The 17,860-nt window shown below is 67.8% G+C and carries 17 protein-coding genes; 5 read left to right on the top strand and 12 right to left on the bottom strand.

What is annotated here, in order from left to right; all coding sequences use genetic code 11:
• Nucleotide 1 precedes the first annotated feature (1 nt).
• The 5 genes from VFE28_01115 to VFE28_01095 all read right to left on the bottom strand — a co-directional run bounded on the left by VFE28_01115 (nt 2) and on the right by VFE28_01095 (nt 4,707).
• A complete protein-coding gene (locus VFE28_01115) occupies nt 2-1,384 on the bottom strand; it encodes an MFS transporter (GenBank protein HZM14574.1) in 1,383 nt (460 codons plus the stop codon).
• Nucleotides 1,381-2,370 carry a biotin-dependent carboxyltransferase family protein gene (locus VFE28_01110; GenBank protein HZM14573.1) on the bottom strand — a complete coding sequence of 330 codons (990 nt, stop codon included), beginning with the start codon at nt 2,368-2,370 and terminating at the stop codon, nt 1,381-1,383. Before VFE28_01110 ends, VFE28_01115 begins: the two co-directional genes overlap by 4 nt.
• Nucleotides 2,367-3,098: a 5-oxoprolinase subunit PxpB gene (pxpB, locus tag VFE28_01105; protein HZM14572.1), complete on the bottom strand. Its 732-nt coding sequence runs from the start codon at nt 3,096-3,098 to the stop codon at nt 2,367-2,369. The genes VFE28_01110 and pxpB overlap by 4 nt, the downstream gene beginning before the upstream one ends.
• Nucleotides 3,095-4,144 (bottom strand): aldo/keto reductase, encoded by a 1,050-nt coding sequence (locus VFE28_01100; protein HZM14571.1) that lies wholly within the window; start codon nt 4,142-4,144, stop codon nt 3,095-3,097. Before VFE28_01100 ends, pxpB begins: the two co-directional genes overlap by 4 nt.
• 131 nt (nt 4,145-4,275) lie before the next feature.
• The gene (locus tag VFE28_01095; protein ID HZM14570.1) at nt 4,276-4,707 is read right to left on the bottom strand and encodes an arsenate reductase ArsC; all 432 of its coding nucleotides are present in this window, start codon (nt 4,705-4,707) and stop codon (nt 4,276-4,278) included.
• A 154-nt stretch (nt 4,708-4,861) separates the two neighbouring features.
• On the opposite strand from VFE28_01095, the gene VFE28_01090 reads away from it, so the two are divergent.
• Together VFE28_01090 and VFE28_01085 are read left to right on the top strand one after the other, a co-directional pair.
• On the top strand, nt 4,862-5,347 hold the full coding sequence (locus VFE28_01090) for a CHRD domain-containing protein (GenBank protein HZM14569.1): 486 nt from the start codon (nt 4,862-4,864) through the stop codon (nt 5,345-5,347).
• A gap of 168 nt (nt 5,348-5,515) precedes the next feature.
• Complete coding sequence (locus VFE28_01085) at nt 5,516-7,288, top strand: M1 family metallopeptidase (GenBank protein ID HZM14568.1); 1,773 nt, start codon at nt 5,516-5,518, stop codon at nt 7,286-7,288.
• Here the strand turns inward: VFE28_01085 and VFE28_01080 are convergent.
• The 4 genes from VFE28_01080 to VFE28_01065 form a co-directional block, all read right to left on the bottom strand.
• Nucleotides 7,285-7,848: a hypothetical protein gene (locus tag VFE28_01080; GenBank protein HZM14567.1), complete on the bottom strand. Its 564-nt coding sequence runs from the start codon at nt 7,846-7,848 to the stop codon at nt 7,285-7,287. The two genes, VFE28_01085 and VFE28_01080, sit on opposite strands and share 4 nt — an antisense overlap.
• Before the next feature lie 298 nt (nt 7,849-8,146).
• Nucleotides 8,147-8,656 (bottom strand): hypothetical protein, encoded by a 510-nt coding sequence (locus VFE28_01075; protein HZM14566.1) that lies wholly within the window; start codon nt 8,654-8,656, stop codon nt 8,147-8,149.
• A 269-nt stretch (nt 8,657-8,925) separates the two neighbouring features.
• A complete protein-coding gene (gene kbl / locus VFE28_01070) occupies nt 8,926-10,167 on the bottom strand; it encodes a glycine C-acetyltransferase (protein HZM14565.1) in 1,242 nt (413 codons plus the stop codon).
• 17 nt (nt 10,168-10,184) lie between these two features.
• Nucleotides 10,185-10,436: an acyl carrier protein gene (locus tag VFE28_01065; protein HZM14564.1), complete on the bottom strand. Its 252-nt coding sequence runs from the start codon at nt 10,434-10,436 to the stop codon at nt 10,185-10,187.
• Nucleotides 10,437-10,649: 213 nt separating this feature from the next.
• Between VFE28_01065 and VFE28_01060 the strand changes: the two genes are divergently transcribed.
• Nucleotides 10,650-12,242, top strand: coding sequence for an aldehyde dehydrogenase family protein (locus tag VFE28_01060; GenBank protein HZM14563.1), 1,593 nt, complete (start codon nt 10,650-10,652; stop codon nt 12,240-12,242).
• Nucleotides 12,243-12,320: 78 nt separating this feature from the next.
• On the opposite strand, the gene VFE28_01055 is transcribed toward VFE28_01060, so the two are convergent.
• The 3 genes from VFE28_01055 to VFE28_01045 form a co-directional block, all read right to left on the bottom strand.
• Nucleotides 12,321-13,694 (bottom strand): TldD/PmbA family protein, encoded by a 1,374-nt coding sequence (locus VFE28_01055; protein ID HZM14562.1) that lies wholly within the window; start codon nt 13,692-13,694, stop codon nt 12,321-12,323.
• Nucleotides 13,695-13,697: 3 nt separating this feature from the next.
• Nucleotides 13,698-15,320: a TldD/PmbA family protein gene (locus VFE28_01050; protein HZM14561.1), complete on the bottom strand. Its 1,623-nt coding sequence runs from the start codon at nt 15,318-15,320 to the stop codon at nt 13,698-13,700.
• A 64-nt stretch (nt 15,321-15,384) separates the two neighbouring features.
• Nucleotides 15,385-16,845 (bottom strand): aminotransferase class V-fold PLP-dependent enzyme, encoded by a 1,461-nt coding sequence (locus VFE28_01045; GenBank protein HZM14560.1) that lies wholly within the window; start codon nt 16,843-16,845, stop codon nt 15,385-15,387.
• 214 nt (nt 16,846-17,059) lie between these two features.
• Here VFE28_01045 and VFE28_01040 point away from each other — a divergent pair, with 214 nt between their 5' ends.
• Nucleotides 17,060-17,329 (top strand): hypothetical protein, encoded by a 270-nt coding sequence (locus VFE28_01040; GenBank protein ID HZM14559.1) that lies wholly within the window; start codon nt 17,060-17,062, stop codon nt 17,327-17,329.
• A 110-nt stretch (nt 17,330-17,439) separates the two neighbouring features.
• A partial coding sequence (locus tag VFE28_01035) for a sigma factor-like helix-turn-helix DNA-binding protein (protein ID HZM14558.1) occupies nt 17,440-17,860 on the top strand: 421 nt, incomplete at its 3' end.

The raw sequence follows: 17,860 nt of genomic DNA, 5'->3' as shown, positions 1-17,860 counted from the left end.
CTCAGGAACTCGCCGGGGTCTGCGGAGGCGCCGCGGGCACGACCGCCGGCACGCCGCTTCCCTCGAGTCTCCTTTCGCTGTCCAAGTCCATTCCCCGCGTTTCGGGAAGGAGAAGGACGAGCCCAGCTCCGAGGAGGAAGAAGGCCGAGGTCGAGGCCAGGGCCGGCCCCAGGCCGTGAGCGTCCGCCAGGGCGCCGATGCTGTAAGGAGCGAGCGCGCTCACCGCGCGCCCGGAATTGTACGCCAAACCCTGGGCCGTGGCGCGGATGCGGGTGGGGAAGAGCTCGGCCAGCATGGAGCCGAAGACGCTGAAATACCCATGACCGAAGAAGCCCACCAGCGGTCCGAGGAGCAGTAAGGCTGCTTCGCTGCGCCCGAGCAAGCAATAGACCGGCACGATCACCGCGGCGCCGACGAGGAAGCCAATGAACATGGGCCGCCGGCCGAACCGGTCGGCGCCGAAGCCGAAGAGGGTGTAGCCGCAGAAGGCGCCGATCTGCATGGGCACGATCCAGCCGGTGGAGCGCACGAGCCCGAGTCCCGCCCCGCCGCGCTCGACGGGCGAAGCGAGGAAGGTCGGGATCCAGGTGAACAGGCCCCAGTACGCGAAGAGCACGCACGAACCGATGAGCGTGGCGACCAGAGTGCGCCCGAGCAGGGGTGGGCGCAGGATCTCGAGGATGGAAACGGGGGCGGACGGGAGCGCAGCGCGTGCTGCGGTCGGCGAGGTGGCGGCTGTTGCGGGCGCGAGGGCGACCTGGGCAGCGCGCCCGGCGGATTCAGCGTCGCGGCGGTGCTGCATCCAGATCTCGGGCTCCGGCACGTGACGGCGGATCCAGAGCGTCCAGAGCGCGGGGAGGATGCCGAGGAGGAAGAGCATCCGCCAGCCGTAACGAGGGAGGACGAGGGCCGCGCCGAGAGCGGCGAGGATGTAGCCGATCGCCCACCCGGATTGCATGAAGCCGATGGCTTTACCGCGATGCCGCGCCGGCCAGGTTTCGGAGACGAGGACGGAACCGGCGGACCATTCGCCACCGAGGCCGAAACCCACGAGCGCGCGCCAAAGCACGAGATGGGCGAGGCTCCGAGAAGTGGCCATGGCGGCGGTGAACACGGAGTAGGTGAGGATGGAAAAGATCAGGGCGCGGGCGCGGCCGATGCGGTCGGCGAGGACACCGAAAAGGATGCCGCCGAAGGCGGAGGCCACCAGCGTCACCGAGGCGAGCGCACCGGCCTGCGCCGAGTCGAGGCCGAACTCTTGGCGAATGCTGCTCAGCGCGAAGGCGTAGAGCATGATGTCCATGCCGTCCAGCATCCAGCCGAGCCAGGCGGCGGCGAGTGCCTTCCACTGCAGCGGTGTGATCTCGCGTCGCCAGGAAATCATGCCCTTCGCTCCAGGCGCAGGTGGGTGAGAACTGCTTCGCGCTTCGTGAAGAGGCGGTGAGCCTCCTTCACCTCGACCCAGCCGAAGCGCACGCGGTCTCGTGGCCGGAGCTGCCCCAGGCGGTGCATGTCCACGCTGCAGACGTTGGCGATCTTCGGGTAACCCCCGGTCGTCTGATGCTCGACGAAGAGGATGATGGGCTGGCCGTTCTCGGGCACCTGGATGGCACCGAGAGAAACGCCTTCGGTGAGCAGATCTCCAGGTTTGGAACGTTCGAGCTGCGGCCCTGCGAGCCGGAGACCCATGCGGTTCGACTGCTCCAGTACTTCGTAGTCGGATTCGCCGAGCTTCTCTCGTGCGGACTGGGCGAACCAGTCCAGCTGCGGACCGGGTGTGAGGCGAAGCGGGCGCAGGCCGTACTGTTCCTCGAGCCAACGCGGGTCGAGCCGACGTGCTTCGAGCCAACGCAGGTTGAGAGGAGAGAGAGGAGGGTCGGTATTTTGCAAGCGCAGCCGATCCCCGGCGCGAAGCGGCCGGCCCAGGCCGCCGAGTCCGGTCAGGACGTGAGTGGAAGCGCTGCCGAGGACGGGCGGCACAGCGAAGCCGCCGCGCACGCAAAGATAGCCGCGCGCGCCGCCGCGAGCGGCACCGAGGACGATGGAGCCGCCGCGTCGCACCACCGTGGCTCGCCACGGCAGGAGAGGGGCGCTGTCCAGCACTGCGCCGAAGTCAGCCCCTGCGAGAACCACCATGCTGTCGCCGCCGAAAATGAACGTTCCGCCGACGAGCGTCATCTCGAGGGCGGGGGCGTTCTCCTCGTTGCCGAGGAGGAGGTTGCCGAGCCGGAGCGCCAGCGCATCCGCTGCACCCGAGGCCGAGATGCCCTGATGCGCGAGTCCAGGACGGCCGAGATCCTGGAGCGTCGAAAGGAAACCCGGCTTCTCGACGAGGACTGTCGCTTCGTTCATGTCGTTGGCGGCGTTCATCGCAGAAGATCGTCCTTCTGCCCATCGATGCCGCTCTCGCCTGCGAAGGCCTCGTATGCCTCCCTACTCACGCTGACGAAGCGCACCAGATCTCCCATCTGCAGGAGCGCCGGCGGCGAGGCTTCGGGGCGAAAGAGAGGCAGCGGCGTCCTCCCGATGAGACGCCAGCCACCGGGCGAGGCGAGGGGATAAACACCGGTCTGCGCGCCGCCGATGGCGACGCTGCCCGCAGGCACTCGAGTGCGCGGCGTGGCCAGGCGGGGTGTCACCAGCTGCGCCGGCAGCCCACCCATGTAGGGGAAACCGGGAGAAAAGCCGAGGAAGTAGACGCGGTACTCGGCCTGCGTGTGGAGCGCGATCACCTCGGCGGCGGAGAGACCATGGAGCGATGCGACCTCTTCCAGGTCGGGCGCGAATGGCGGCTCGTAGCAGACTGGAATCTCCACCGTGCGTGACGGTGGCAACTCCACCTCCGGCAACTCCTGCAACAGCTTCGCGAGATAATCCTGCACTGCGGCAGGCGAGGCCGCCCTCGGGTCGAAGGAAACCAGGACAGAGGCATACGCCGGATGCAGGTTGCGGATGAACGGCGCTGGTTGCTCGAGGAGCGCCGTTGTCAGGCGCAGGACCTGTCGATGCGCTTCGAGCGCGATCTCGTCGCCGAAGCGCACGAGAACAGAGTGGTCGCTGGCCGGCACCAGTGCCGGTACCGGCGCTTCGCCGCTCATGGCCAGCGACGGAAGAAGAGCGCCTGGCGATGGATCGAAGCCGTGCGTTCCGCCAGGCCGGCCATCTGCGTGTCGTTGAGTGGGGTGAATTCCTTGGCGTGTTGCACGTTTTCCTCGAGCTGAGCCACGGAATCACAGCCGATGATGATCGTGCTCACGGGAAGCGAGAGCACGTAGTGCACCGCTTCGCGCATACTGAGGACTCCGGCGCCGGTACCGTCTTCCCGGGAGGAACCGGTGTCGGCGGCAGGCTTCCATGACGACAGGATGCGGCCGCGCGCTGGGACTTTCATGCCGACGATCCCCATTTGCTTCTCCAACGCCAGCGGCAGCAGCTGCTCCATGAAGCTCAAGTGGTGCTTGTCCGCCGCGTTCAGCGCCATCAGGATGTTGTCGAAGGGGAAGCGGCGGATCGCTTCCATCAGCACTTCCGGATCGGCGTGACCGGTGACGCCGAGGAAGCGGACGAGCTTCTGCTCCCGCGCTTGCACGAAGGCCTCGATGGCGCCGCCAGGAGCGAAGATCTGCTCCACCTGTTCGAGCCGCGACAGGTTGTGCACTTGCCAGAGATCGATGTGGTCGGTCTGGAGCGAGCGCAGGGACTCCTCGAGCTGGGCGAGCGCCTCGTCGCGGGTGCGTCGCCCTGTCTTCGTGGCCAGGAAGGCCTCGCGACGGCGGCGCTTCATGACCTGGCCGATGGTGCGCTGGCTCACACCGCTGCCGTACGCAGCCGCGGTGTCGATGTAGTTGACCCCCAAATCGAGAGCGCGCTCGACGATGGCCACGGCGACCTCGTCGTTGTCGGACTGTTCGATGGCGGCCTGACCGCCGAGGCTGAATAGACCCACCTGGTAGCCCGTGCGTCCCAGGTTGCGCGTCGGCAGGTTCGCCGCGGTGACGGGATTGGTTGGGAGTTCGGGCATGGAGCCGGCGCGTGCGCCGAGCATGCCTTGGGCGAGGAAGCCCGCGGTGGCGGCGGTGGTGAGCTTGAGGAAATCGCGTCGCGCCAGGGACGCGCCGGGGTCGGCGGGCTTTTCGTCGGGCATGTTTCGCCTCCCATGGCCGACGCGCCCTCGGCACGCACCGGGAGGGGGGCCGGCGTGTGGGACGATCTTACCTTCCCGCTCTCGTTCGCACCAGCGAGCGCCGCCGAGAAGCCGGGGGCGGTGGTGCCGGCCTAGGCAGCGCCTGCGCTCTCGAGGAGCTCCCGGACCAGCTGTTCGATGCGGTCGCGCACGGCGCGAAACTCGGTGTCACCCATGTCCTTCGGGTCGGGCAGGTCCCAGTCCAGCCGCTGCCGGGCCGGCAAGTAGGGGCACTCGTCGCCGCAGCCCATGGTGACGACGTAGTCCCAGACGACGCCTCTCGGAAGGTCCGTGAGACCCTTCGATGCGTGGCTCGACAGGTCGATGCCTTTCTCGGCCATGAACCTGAGGGCGCCCGGGTGTACCCGGCCCGAGGGGCGGGAACCGGCACTGTGCACCGCGACCCGGGTGCCTGCGAGGGCCCGGGCGAAGCCCTCGGCGATCTGCGACCGGCAGGAGTTCTCGACGCAGACGAAGAGCACGTGGGGCTGGGCGGCGGGTTGCACCTGGGACGGATCCGTCATGGAGGGCAATGTGGGTGGAGGAGCGTGGGTGCGTCAAGAAGCGGGTGGAGGGGGCGCATGGACCTACCTGAGTCCACCGGCGAGGGGCTATACTCGGGCCGCTTCGAAGTGAGATGTCCCTTGGCTTCCTCGGCTCGAATGCAGGAGGCGGGTCGTGACACGGGCGGGCGAGCGCTTCTCCCGTGCCGTTGCGTGGCTCCTGGCGGGGGCGATGCTCGCCGCCGTTCCCGCCGGCGCCGAGAGCGAACGCTTCGTCTTCTCGATCGCGGGGCATTTCATGGTGCCGCCGACGGACTCACCCGCGGCCGGCAGCGGTGACCTCCTCCTCGACCTGCCTACGACAACCTTCTCGGGCTTCATCGACTTCGGCAGCCTGCGTGGCACGTTGACCTCGTTGCGCATCTGCGGACCGGCCCGGAACGGCGAGATCGGGCCGGTGCTTTACGACCTGGGGCGGACCCGGCACGTCCTGCTCTCTGGACTCACACACGACCAGATGCGCGACTTGCGGCAGGAGCGCTGGTATCTCCTCGTCTGCACCAACGTCTATCCGCAGGGCGAGGAGGGTGGCCAGATCGTGCACGCAATCACCAGCCTCGAAGCGCGTACTTGGTCGGGAATCAAAGCATTGTTCCGTTGACGAGCTGGCCGGCGCGGCACCCGGGCAGGCGACGCGTGGCGGGCCGGCGCCGCGTGACGGGCGGGCCACGCGTGGCGGGCCGGCGCCGGGCGGGAGCGAGACGGCGGCGAGGTGGCAGTCTATACTGTCCGCTCATGGCGTGAACGCGGGAGGCGAGCCTTGGCACGTGTGGATCCGCATTCCTATTACGACGACGCCCAGCCGCGCACGAAGCGCTGGCAACTCGAACTGCGCGTCGATTTCGACCGGCAAGTTCTCGACGGCCGTGTGGTCCTGGAGCTCGAGCGCCCCTCGGGAGGAACGTTCGATCTGGACAGCAAGGCCCTGGTCATCCACAGCGTGCGCACCCAGGATGGCGGGATCGTGCCCTTCGAGGTGGGGGAAGACAAGGAGATCCTCGGAGAGAGGCTGCGGTTGCAACTCCCTCCCGGGACGCGCGAGGTGAGCATCGCTTACACCACCTCGCCAGGTGCGGTGGCGCTGCAATGGCTGGCGCCGACACAGACCGACGGCAAGCGGCATCCATTCCTCTTCAGCCAGTGTCAGGCCATCCATGCCCGGAGCATGGTGCCCTGCCAGGACACGCCGGTCGTGCGCGTCGCCTATCGCGCCGCGATCACCATCCCGGAGCCGCTCGCTGCGGTGATGTCGGCAGGGCCAGCCGGGGTGCGGCCGGGGCCGCAGCCGGGTACGCACACCTTCCTCTTCGAGATGCCCCAGCCCATCCCGCCGTATCTGCTGGCGCTTGCGGTCGGCGACCTCGACTCCCGCGATCTCTCGCCACGCTCGCGCGTCTGGGCCGAGCCGGGAGTGGTGAAGGCCGCGGCCTGGGAGTTCGCCGAGATCGAGTCGATGATCGTCAAGGCCGAGTCGCTCTTCGGGCCCTACGAATGGGAGCGCTACGACATGCTGGTGCTGCCGCCCTCGTTCCCGTACGGCGGCATGGAGAACCCGCGCATGACCTTCCTCACTCCGACGCTGCTCGCCGGTGACCGCTCGCTGGTGGACGTGGTGGCGCACGAACTGGCTCACTCCTGGACGGGAAACCTGGTCACCAACGCCACAGCGGAGCACTTCTGGCTCAACGAGGGCGCCACGGTGTGGGCGGAACGGCGGATCCGCGAGGCGCTGCACGGCGTCGACGACGCCGTCCTCGGCTGGGCCATCGGGCAGAACGCGTTGGACGAATCGATGCAGCGCTTCGGCGCGGAGTCGGCGCTCACGCGCCTGCGCACCGAGCTCGAAGGCGTGGATCCGGACGACGTGTTCTCCACCGTTCCGTACGAGAAGGGTTCACGCTTTTTGGCACTGATCGAGAATACCGTCGGGCGCAGCAGCTTCGACCGCTTCATGCGCGACTACATGGCGCGCTACCGCTTCACCTCCATCACCACGGAGGAATTCGTCGACTTCCTGGAGTCGAAGCTGCCCGGAACTGCGGCGAAGGTGGATGCGAAGACCTGGCTCTACGCGCCGGGCTTGCCGGCGAACTCGCCGGTGTTCCGCTCGGCCTCGCTGGACGCGCTGGTGCAGCTCGCCGGGAAGTGGGGGCAGGGAGCGCGCCCGTCGCCGGAGCAGGTCGCCGGCTGGAACCCGAGCGAGCTGGTCGTCTACCTTCAGAACCTACCGCGGCAGCTCGACGCCGCTTCCTGTGACTGGCTGGACGCCAAGCTCGGCCTCACCCAGCGGGGCAACTACGAGATCCTCGTCGAATGGCTGACCATCGCCGCCGGCTCGGATCACGCGCCGGTGTTCGACCGCTTGCGCGAGGTCCTGACCCGAGTGGGGCGCATGAAGTACTTGCGCCCGCTGTACACGGCGCTCGGCAGGCACCCGCGCACCCGCGTGCTGGCGGCGGAGATCTTCGCGGCCGCCAGCCCGACGTATCACAGCCTGTCGCGCCGGGTGGTGCAGGGGATCCTGGAAAAATACGCGGCCTAGGGGCGCGGCCAGAAACCGCCGAAGGCGCCGGCGATGAGCAGGCTGTAGACGAGGGCGTCGATGGTGCTGCGCAGCACCGTCTTCCAGGAACGCCCCAGCCAGACGACTCCCTGCCACAGAGCGCCGGCGTAGATGACGAAGGCCATCGTGCTCGCGAAGCGGAAGACGACGCGGTATTCCGTCTCCGGGGCCAGCGTCCGCCCTGCCAAATAGGCGACGAAGATCCCCGCAACCAGGATGTAAAGGAACCACTTCGCGAGCGACTTGCCCATCTTCGGCGCTCCCGCCGGCAGGATGGTCAGGATGCCGATCGGGCCGCGCTTGTATTTCTCCAGCATTTCGGGGGAGCGCATCGTGGCCGGCGAGCTCGGGCAGGGGAACATGTACTCGCCACGCCCGACGCCGCTCTTTCGCAGCGCCTCGGTCACCGCGTCTTCGTCCGGGAGCTTGCCGAAGTCCTTGCGGTGCCAGGGGAGGACCATGTGCAGGAAGGAACTGGCGAAGAAGACGAGCACGGTCGAAATGAGGATCGGGAGCCAGAGACTCATCACGGGGACCATCGGGACCTCCTTCGCGCCAAGCCCGGGCGGCCGGATTCCTGCCAGCCGCTGCGGCGAAAGCTAGCGCTTCCGCTGCTGGCGCGAAAGCTAGCGCTTCCGCCGCTGCGCGTCGAGAGGGTTCGGGTGTCAGGAGGGAGGTGCAGAGGAGGGAGGTGCAGTGTGGGGCCGTGCCGGCCGCAAGCAGTGGGGCGCCGCAGCACGTGTGCCACGGCGCCCCAGCAAGCACGAATTCTGTCCGTCCCCGCCTGCGTGCGAAGGACCGCGAGGAGTGTGCGCTTTCCCTCGACTCGACCCGACGCTAGCGGTACAGACTCTTGATGTTGCCCATGGTGGAAGTCTTCACCGCTGTGGGCGTCACTTCGAGGCCGAAACCACGCAAGAGATCCTTACCGAGGCTGCGCAGCGCCGCGTCGCCCGAGGCGACCACGGATCTCTCGAGCACGATCGACGTGCTCGCAATGGTGCTGCCGTCACAAGCCCGGCCGCGCAGCTCGATCATGAGGCTGCCGCCGGGTAGAAGCGACGGAACGTCGAAGGACAGGCTGCTGGAAATGCTCTCGCCCGGCTCGAGGGGAACGCGGCCGCTGAAGGAGTTCAGGGGCGCTCCGTTCAGGAACACGGTGGCCGACATGTAGGCGAAGACCGCCAGGTCGTGCGTGTTCGACACCGAACCGGATAGGGTGACCGTATCCCCTGGATGGGCGACGGCGCGGTCGAAAGAGAGCTGGACGCTGAGTTGCGCGGCGGCGTTGCCGGCACCGACGACGAGCGCCAAGGCCACGACACCAATCTGGAGCAAATGTTTCATTGCTTCCCTCCGTTCGAAGCTGGGATCGGGGCGCGGTGCCGATCGCGAAGCCCGGGCCCGGGCGCAGGCCGGTGGATGCCGCACATCCGCCGGAATTGCGGGGGCGCAAGCCGGAGGGACCTGTTTCCGATGCGGTCAATGGGAACGGTAGCAAGCGCGGGACAGAACGTCAACGGCAGTGCATGCAAGAAGGATGTCGGAGGCCGGTGTGCGCAGCCGCTGCGTCGCCGGACGGCGGATTCCCTGGGGAAAAAGGCGCAATCGGTGTTTCAGGCGCCGAATTTTTCCAGGATCTCCTTCTTTCCGAGACCGAGGACGCCGTGGGCGGCGCCCACCTTCCGGAAAGCCTGAAGGGCGAACTCCAAGTGTTCCATGTCGTGGGCGGCGGAAAGTTGGGTGCGAATGCGCGCCTGTCCCTTGGGAACCACCGGGAAGGAAAAGCCGACGGCGTAAACCCCCTCGGCGAAGAGATCACGCGCCACGTCGGCGGCCAGCTTGGCGTTGTAGAGCATGACCGGGACGATGGGGCTGTCGCCGGGCCGGAGGTCGAAGCCGGCGTCGACGAGGCCCTGGCGCCAGAATCGCGTGTTGCGTTCGAGCTTGTCCCGCCGTTCGGTGGTGACCGAGACCAGGTCGAGCACTTTGAGCGCGGCGCTGACGATGACGGGCGGCATGGTGTTGGAGAAAAGGTACGGCCGGGCCCGCTGCCGGCAGAGCTGGACGATCTCGCTGCGTCCGCTGACGCAGCCGCCGGAGGCCCCCCCGAGCGCCTTGCCGAGGGTGGTGGTGATGACGTCGATGCGCCCGAGCACGCCGCAGTGCTCGTGGGTGCCGCGGCCGTGAGAACCCATGAAGCCGGTGGCGTGCGAGTCGTCCACGAACACCAGAGCATCGTACTTTTCCGCCAGTGAGCAGATTTCGTCCAAGGCGGCGATGTCTCCATCCATGGAGAAGACGCCGTCGGTGATGATCATGCGCATGCGCTTGTCCTGATGCAGCTGCAGCTTTTCTTCCAGGTGTCCCATGTCGGAGTGCTTGTAGGTGTCCTGCTGCGCCTTGCACAGGCGGATGCCGTCGACAATGGAAGCGTGCACGAGCCGGTCGGCGATCATCACGTCTTCCGCCCCCAGCACCGCCTCGAAGACCCCGGCATTGGCGTCCATGCAGGAGGGAAAGAGAATCGTATCCTCCGTCCCCAAGAACTCGGTGAGCTTGTGTTCCAGGGCGCGATGGATGTCCTGGGTACCGCAGATGAAGCGCACCGACGACATGCCGTAACCGTGGGAGCGCAGGCCGTCGTGGGCTGCCGCCACCACCTCGGGGTGGCTCGACAAGCCCAGGTAGTTGTTGGCGCACATGTTGATGACCCGCTTGGTCTCTGCCCCCTCGGGGTACTCCACCTCGATCCACGCCCCTTGGGGGGAGTGGATGGTGCGCTCCTCCTTGAGGAGACCGGCAGCGCGGATGGAGTCGAGCTCGCCGCGCAGCGCCGCCCGGATGGCCGCATTCATCACCATGGCCGCCCTCCCTAGCCTTTCTGCATCTCCTGCACCAGCTTGGCGATCTCGTCGACGGAATCGAAGGCTTCCGAGGTGGCGCGGGCGTCGGGGATGGAGATCTTGTACTTCCGCTCCAGGAAGGACTTCAGCGACACCATGGAAAAAGAGTCGACGATGCCGCTCGACAGGAGCGGCGACTCCACGTCGATCTCCTCGTCGCTGTCCTCGTCCAGGTACTCCCGGCGCACGTAGTCCAGGATCGTCTTGTGCAGATCATCCATGGCCACTCCGTTCTCGTGATTCCCAGCGCCCCGACAGCCGGCGGAACTTCATCGGTTCGGTGCAGCGCCGTCGTCGCCGGCGGCAACCGCCCGACCCCCGCGGGACGAGGTGGCGCCGCTCGTTCTCCAGCGTTGCAATGGAACCCACCGTGCGAGACGCGAGAGTAGCATCCGGGCGCTGTGCTCACAAGACGTTGCCCGGCACGGAACGCCGTGCTAGCCTGGGATTTCCGCCTGCACCGGGTCCGCGGCGAGGCTGCCGCCGTGCCCGCTCTCCCCGGCACGAGGAGCGGCGTGGATCGCTACGACGCATACGCCGACGAGATCGTGGGGCGCGCCGCGCGCGCCGCCGAAGCGTTTCGCTCCTGCACCCAGGAGAAGGTCGATCGCATCGTGCAGGCCGTGTTCACCGCCGCCTACGACGCGCGCCTGGAGCTGGCCCGCCTGGCGCACGAAGAGACCGGCATGGGGCTCTACGAGCACAAGGCGATCAAGAACGCCTGGGCCTGTCTGGTGGTGTACGACGACCTCAAGGACCGCAAGACCGTAGGCGTGGTCAGCGACGATCCGCTCACCGGGATCACCGAGATCGCCCATCCCAAAGGTCCCGTTCTGGCCATGATCCCGCTCACGAACCCCACTTCGACGGCGATCTTCAAGGTGCTGCTCTGCGTCAAGACGCGCAACCCCGTCATCCTGAGCCCGCACCGGGCGGCGCGGAAGTGCATCCGCCGCACCGTGGAGATTCTGGCCGAGGCGGCGGTCGCGGCCGGCGCGCCGGAGGATTCGGTGCAGCTGTACCAGAAGGCGGAGTCGGAGTACCTGGAGCGCATCATGCGCCACCGTCGGCTGGCGCTCATCGTGGCCACGGGCACGCGGGAGATTGTGCAGCGGGCCCAGGCCTCCGGGACGCCGACGCTCGGCGTGGGTCCGGGCAACGTGCCGGTGTACGTGCATGCCTCGGCGGATCTCGCGCTCGCGGCGCGGTGCATCGTGCATTCGAAGACCTTCGACAACGGTGTGGTCTGTGCGAGCGAGCAGGCGCTGGTCGTGGAGCGGGAGGTGGAGGCGCGCTTGCGGCCGCGCCTGGAGGCGCGGGGTGCGTACTTCTGCAGCCCGGCCGAGATGCGCGCCCTGGGGCCGGTGTGCTACGACGGTGAACGCCGCAGCATGCGCCCGGAGATCGTCGGGCGTTCCGCGGCGGACATCGCGCAGCGTGCCGGATTCACACTCTCGCCGGGGAAGCGGCTCCTCGTCGCTGCCCCCGAGGGCATCGGCGCCGAACACCCGCTGTCGCACGAGATCCTGGCGCCGGTGCTGGCGATTTATGTGGTTCCGGACTACGCGGCGGCGCTCGACACCTGCGCGGCGGTGACCCGGCTCGGGGGCGTGGGTCACACGGTGGCCGTGCATACGAAAGACGAAGCGGTGATCGCGGATTTCAGGCAGATGAATGCCGGGCGCATCGTGGTCAACCAGCCAGCCACGGAGGGAGCCATCGGTGGCATCTTCAACGCCTTGCCCCCGTCGCTCACCCTCGCTTGCGGCACCGGGGCGGGAAATCTCGACACGGACAACATCACGGTGCGGCATCTCCTGAACGTGCACCGCTTGGCGCGCCCTCGCCTCAACCACGGCTGGCTCGACGTGCCCAAGGAGACCTGGCTCGACCCGAAGGTGGACGCCACCCGGGCGGCGGCGCTCTACGCCGAGGCCGCGAGAGTCGCGACGCGAGGGGAGGCGGAAGATCCTCTCATGGCGCGCCGCGGGAGCGCACCGCCTCGACAACCGCGCGGCGGAAGGTAGGGGGATCGATCGCCGGAAAGCGGTGCAGCTCCGGCTCGATCCGCTCGAAGAGACGCGTCAGTTCCTCCCGGCGTGGCGCTACACCGCGTCGCTCAGGCTGGAGAAAGTGAAGGCGCTGGCCTTGATGGCGGGAGCAACCATGTTCCCCGCCCGCACGGCTTTGGTCATGCCCAGCACGTTCGCCAGCAGCACCGCGGGACTCTCGTTGAAGCGGAAGTTCATCACCGGGTGCTGGATCTTGCCGTTCTCGATCCACCAGACGCCATCGCGCGTGAGCCCGGTGGCTTGCAGCGTCTGCGGGTTCACCGAGCGGATGTACCAGAAGTTGGTGACGAGCACACCGCGATCGGTGGAGCCGATGAGGGACTCGAGGGTCTCCTCGCCACCTTCGAGAACGAGGTTTCCCGCCGGAGGCGTGGGCTCTCGGTCGCTCTTCTTGGCCCAGTAGCGATCGTACGAGAGATTCGTCACCACGCCACGCTCGATCCAGGCGATGGGTTGCGTGGCGAGGGCCGCCTCGGCGCCGCCGCCGAAGCCACCGCCTCCTCCGCCCCCGCCGAAACCGCCGCCGCCCCACGGCAGCCCGGGCCGCCGCGGATCGGTGGGATCGCTGCGGAGCGTCACGGAGTCGTGAAAGAGCTTCTCGCCGAGCCGGGTGCCACCGCCTGTCTTGGCGAAGAAGGAGCGCCCTTCCTCAGCGGCGCGCGCCGAAAGGCCGAAGCCCACGCTGCCCAGGAAGGAAGCCACCGCCGCAGGCTCGAGGATCACGGTGTAATCCCCGGGCTCCAGCATCTTCGGCTGCGCCGATTCCCGCGCCTTGCGTAACGCCTTTGCCGCCACGGCGTCGAACTCCATGTCCTTGGCGCGCCACGCCGACTGCTCGGCCCAACCCGACCCGGTGCCGTCGGCGGTGCGGACGGTGGCGCTGAAGGTGGCGACGGTGGAGCGGAACCAGCCGAAGTTGCCGGCCTTGTTGGCCACGCAGCGCACGACGGCGCTGTCGGTGGAGAAGCCGGAGCTGTTCATCTTCTCCTTCGACGCCGGCTCGACCACGGCACGCACGCCGGGGAGCCGCTCGGCGGCGCCGGTGCGGGCAGTGGCATCGTCCCAGGCGCGGATGTCGAGGTACTTCTGCGGCGGCAGCGAGCCGACGTACTCCGGATCGGCTGGCAGGAAGCCGGCGAGTTCCTCGGCGCGGCGCATGGCGCGCTGCAGCGCTTCGTCGCTCGTCTCGTTCATGGTGACCCGGCCAGTCCGCGTCTCCTTGGTGGCGGTGACGACGACGGTGATCTCGTCGCCAGCGCCGGAGGTGGTGATCTCGTTGTTGGCGAAGCGGGTGTTCGACGCTTGTTCGAAGACGAAGGAGACCGAGGCGTCCTCGGCGGTCGCGAAGCCCAAGGCGCGTTCCGCCAGGCGCCGGCACTCCTTCTCGCTCGGCAGTTCGTGCGGCATGATCTACTCCGTGCGCAAGACGTTGATTTGGCGGAAGAGCGAGGGAGCACAGCCGTGGCTCATGGCATTGACCTGGCTCGGCTGGCCCTTGCCGTCGTTGGTGAGACCGAAGTTCACCCAGTAGCGCTGCTCGGCGATGGCGGAGCAGGAATTCCAGAAATCCGCGGTCTTGCTCTGGTAGGCCACATCGGCCAGCATGCGCCCCTTCTTGCCGTTCTTGATCTCCCAGAAAGCGTCGCCGCCGAACTGGAAGTTATAGCGCTGCTGGTCGATGGAGTACGAGCCGCGCCCGTCGATGAGGATGCCGTCGTCGACCATGGCGATGAGATCGTCGAGCGACTTGCCGTCCTTCCCGGCCTCCAACCAGACGTTGGGCATGCGCTGGAAGGGGATGCTGTCGAAGCTGTCGGCGTAGCAGCAGCCCCGGGACTCCTTCTCGCCCACCCAGTGGGCCTGCTCGCGCGTGGTCTGGTAGGCCTTGAAGATGCCGCCTTCGATGATGTGGAAGGAGGTGGCCTTGACCCCGTCGTCATCGTAGCCGACGGTGGACATGCCCTGCGGCAGCGTCCGGTCGCCGATCACGTTGACCAGCTCCGAACCGAAGCGCAAGTTGCCGAGCATCTTCTCCGGCGGCGCCACGAAGGAGGTGCCGGCGTAGTTGGCCTCGTAACCCAGCGCCCGGTCGAGCTCGGTGGAGTGGCCGACGCTCTCGTGGATGGTGAGCGAGAGGTGCGAGGGCAGGAGGACGAGATCCTTGACACCCGGGGCGACGGAGGGGGACCGCAGGTGCTCCACCGCCTCGCTGCCGACGCGCTCCGCCTCTTGCAGCATGCCGCAGCGGTCCACGTGCTCGTAGCCCCCGCTCACCGGGTGCACCTGGAAGCTGCGGGACTTGCTCTTGCGGGTGGCGAAATCGACGGCGGTGGCGGACATGCTCGGAACGGTCTGCACGATGAGCTGCTCCAGCACCGAGCCCTCGGTGGAGGCGAAGAACTTGTCTTCCGAGCGGAAGACGAGTCCCGAGTTCACCGTCATCACCCCTTGCACCTTCTTGGCGCTGTCGTTCACTGCTTGCAGGAGCGCGAGCTTCTCCTGGACAGGAACGTCGAAGGGATTCTTCTCGAACGGAGTGGCATAGCGGTCCTGATAGGACGGCACCGGGGCGAGGGTCACCGGCCGCTGCGTGAGCGCGGCGTTGGCCCGGGCGATGGTGACGGCGTCCTGAGTGATGCGGGCGATCTCGTCCTTCTCCACCCGTGGGCTGGCGGCGAAGCCCCAGGTGCCCGAGTGGAGCACGCGCACGCCGAAGCCGAAGCTCTCGGTTTCGATCACGGTCGGCACGTGGTTCACCTTGCCGCTGGCGGTGCCGGCGGAGCGGTCCGGGCTGGTGCGCAACCCCACCGTCTGGTTGCGGTAGCGATTGATGCGGATGTCGGCATAGGAGCAACCGAGCTTGCGGGCTCGATCGAGTGCGGCGTCGGCGAGTGCACGGAGCGCGGCGGGAGCGAGGGGTGCGGCCTCGAGGCGCTGCACCATCCACAAGGGCTGTCCGAGGACCTCGCTCACCGTGACGGCTCCGGCCGTGACCCCGACCACCTTCAAGAACCGGCGTCGAGACAAGGGCACGTGCGCCTCCCTCGTGATGCTGTGAATCCGAGAGCGCACGATAGCACAGGAAGAGCGGCGGTCTCTAGGAGTTCGTGCCGCCCGCCGACACTTCGGTTTGGAAACAGCGGCGGATGGCGGCAGCGGAGCGTTCGACGTCCGCTTCCCCGGTGCTCCAGTTCACGAAGGAAAGACGCATGACCGTGTCGCCGTGCCAGGTGGAGCCGCCGAGCCAGCAGGTGCCGTCTTCCTGCACCCGGGCGATGACGCGGCGGGTGAGCTCGCCGGGAGAAATCCCCGGAGCATGGAAGCGCACGAGCACCTGGTTCAGGACGACCTCGTTCAGGACTTCGACGCCGGGCTCTGCCGCCAGGAGCACAGCCATCTGTCGCGCCCGGGCACAGCAATCGTCCACGAGCTGGGCGACGCCGGTGCGCCCGAGTGCCCGTAGCGCCGCGTAGACCGGCACGCTTCGCGCACGGCGCGAGAACTCCGGGACCCAGTCCACCGGATCGCGCTCGGCGCCGGCGGACTTCACCAGATACGAGGCATCGGTGGTCATGGCGGCGTGATGGGCGGCGCTGTCGCGTACGATGGCCAACCCGGAGTCTTGCGGCACGTTGAGCCACTTGTGCGCGTCCGTCGCCCAGGAGTCGGCGTCGCCGGCGCCCTTGGTGAGATAGCGGTAACGGGGCGAGGCTGCTGCCCAGAGGCCGAAGGCGCCGTCCACGTGCACCCAGGCTTCGTGGGTGCGGGCGATGGCGATGATCTCGGGCAGGGGATCGCAGGCCCCGGTGTTCACGTTGCCCACCTGGGTGCAGACGATGGCAGGGCCGCTCCCGATGCCGAGCAGCGCTTCCAGCGCCGCCGGTTGCATGCGCCCTTGCGCATCGGCGGCGGCGATCTCCACTGTTTCCGTGCCCAGCCCGAGCAGGCGGAGGGCGCGGAAGAGGGTCACGTGTGCTTCGCCCCCGGCGATGAGGCGCAGCGGCGGGGCGCCATGCAGTCCTTTCGCTTCCACATCCCAACCGGCGCGGCGAAGCAGCACGTGTCGTGCGGCGGCGAGGCAGGTGACGTGCGCCATCTGGCAGCCGGTGACGAAGCCGACGCCGGATTCCGCGGGCAAGCCGAGGAGGTCGCAGATCCAGCCGCCCGTGACCTCCTCGAGCACCGAGACGAGGGGAGAGAGGACGAAGAGGCCCGGGTTCTGGTCCCAGGTGCTGGTCAGCCAATCGGCGCCGATGGCGACGGGCAGGGTGCCACCGATGACGAAGCCGAAGAAGCGCGGGCCGGCGTTCGCCATGTGACCGCGATCGGCGTGTCCGGCGAGGGCGCGCAGGATCTCTTCGGGATCGTCACCTTCTTCCGGGAGCGCGCGGGCGAGATGCTGCCGCATTTCACTGACGGAAGCGCGGGGGCCCACGTGGCGCGCCGCCAGATCGGCGAGGAAGTTGCTAGCGAGCTCCTGAGTGCGAGCGAGGAGAACGCGTCTTTCCGCGTCCGTCATCTGACGCAGGCGGTCCAGTCCATGGCGATGCGTCTTCATCCAGCCTCCATCCGCGAGGGCGCTTCGAGCCGGGGTCGCACCATTCTAGGCGCTCCAGTGCTGCCGCGCCCGTCCGTGTTGGGCGGTCCCCGGGGTTGGCGAGGAGACAGCGGTCTGCTGCGCCGCGCGCACCGGTGCGCCCTTGCCCTCGACGGGTCGAGGGGGTAGCTTGCCCGGAAGGTCAGATCGAGCGAATTCGACTCGGAGGTCAGAGGTGAAAACGGTACGCAACAAGACGGCCCGGCCCCTCCGGGTACCGCTCCCGCGCGGGAAAGTCCTCCACCTGGGGCCGAGCATGGAGGCGCAGATCGCCGACAACGCCGTGGAGCACGCGGGGGTGAAGAAGCTCATCAAGGCCGGGACGATCGAGATCCTGGGCGAGGGCGAGCGGCCGACCGCGGGCGGGACGGCGGCGCCTCACATTTCAGAACAAAAGCAAGGACGCGCCAAGTCGACGCTCATCCGCGGGAGCGGCGAGCGGTAATCCGACGCGCAGCGATTAACGAACGCGCTTCGTGCCGCACCGGTGAAGCCGGTGAAGCGTGCGGGTTCTCTCCCTTGTGGTGACAGGTGGGCCAGCGTAGCCTGGAGGGGATGAGCAGAGAACTCCGCATTCGAAACCTGCCGGACAAGCTGCAGCGACAGCTCGAGGCCGAGGCAGGAGCGATCGGGTTGCCTTTGGAGGACTACCTACTCACGCTTCTCTTGCGAACGCTCTCCGACCGGCCTCCCCGCCGTCCAGCTCGGAGGTCCTTGGGCTCACAGCGGCACGCCTTCTACGAGCAGGCGGCCCTGGAGTGTCTCTCGACCCTCACCGAACCGGAAGCGACGGTCATCAAGATGCGCTTCGGCATCGGCGACGCCGCACCGCACAGCCTGCAATCCATCGCCGACACCATGGGCATCTCGAAGCAGAGAGTGCATCAGATCGAGGCCGATGCCCGTCGCAAGCTCAAGCATCCCGCTCGGCCCGAGGTCCTGGCTTTCGCCATGCGGAAGCTCGACCACCTCGACC

It is taken from the genome of Candidatus Krumholzibacteriia bacterium (assembly GCA_035649275.1).
GTDB lineage: Bacteria > Krumholzibacteriota > Krumholzibacteriia.
This window is presented reverse-complemented; position numbering and strand designations above follow the sequence as displayed.

Excerpts from the sequence above, each read along its gene's own strand:
- VFE28_01115 (HZM14574.1), bottom strand. The coding sequence starts at position 1,384 with ATGATTTCCTGGCGACGCGAGATCACACCGCTGCAGTGGAAGGCACTC.
- VFE28_01110 (HZM14573.1), bottom strand. The coding sequence starts at position 2,370 with ATGAACGCCGCCAACGACATGAACGAAGCGACAGTCCTCGTCGAGAAG.
- pxpB (HZM14572.1), bottom strand. The coding sequence starts at position 3,098 with ATGAGCGGCGAAGCGCCGGTACCGGCACTGGTGCCGGCCAGCGACCAC.
- VFE28_01100 (HZM14571.1), bottom strand. The coding sequence starts at position 4,144 with ATGCCCGACGAAAAGCCCGCCGACCCCGGCGCGTCCCTGGCGCGACGC.
- VFE28_01095 (HZM14570.1), bottom strand. The coding sequence starts at position 4,707 with ATGACGGATCCGTCCCAGGTGCAACCCGCCGCCCAGCCCCACGTGCTC.
- VFE28_01080 (HZM14567.1), bottom strand. The coding sequence starts at position 7,848 with ATGGTCCCCGTGATGAGTCTCTGGCTCCCGATCCTCATTTCGACCGTG.
- VFE28_01075 (HZM14566.1), bottom strand. The coding sequence starts at position 8,656 with ATGAAACATTTGCTCCAGATTGGTGTCGTGGCCTTGGCGCTCGTCGTC.
- kbl (HZM14565.1), bottom strand. The coding sequence starts at position 10,167 with ATGAATGCGGCCATCCGGGCGGCGCTGCGCGGCGAGCTCGACTCCATC.
- VFE28_01065 (HZM14564.1), bottom strand. The coding sequence starts at position 10,436 with ATGGATGATCTGCACAAGACGATCCTGGACTACGTGCGCCGGGAGTAC.
- VFE28_01055 (HZM14562.1), bottom strand. The coding sequence starts at position 13,694 with ATGCCGCACGAACTGCCGAGCGAGAAGGAGTGCCGGCGCCTGGCGGAA.
- VFE28_01045 (HZM14560.1), bottom strand. The coding sequence starts at position 16,845 with ATGAAGACGCATCGCCATGGACTGGACCGCCTGCGTCAGATGACGGAC.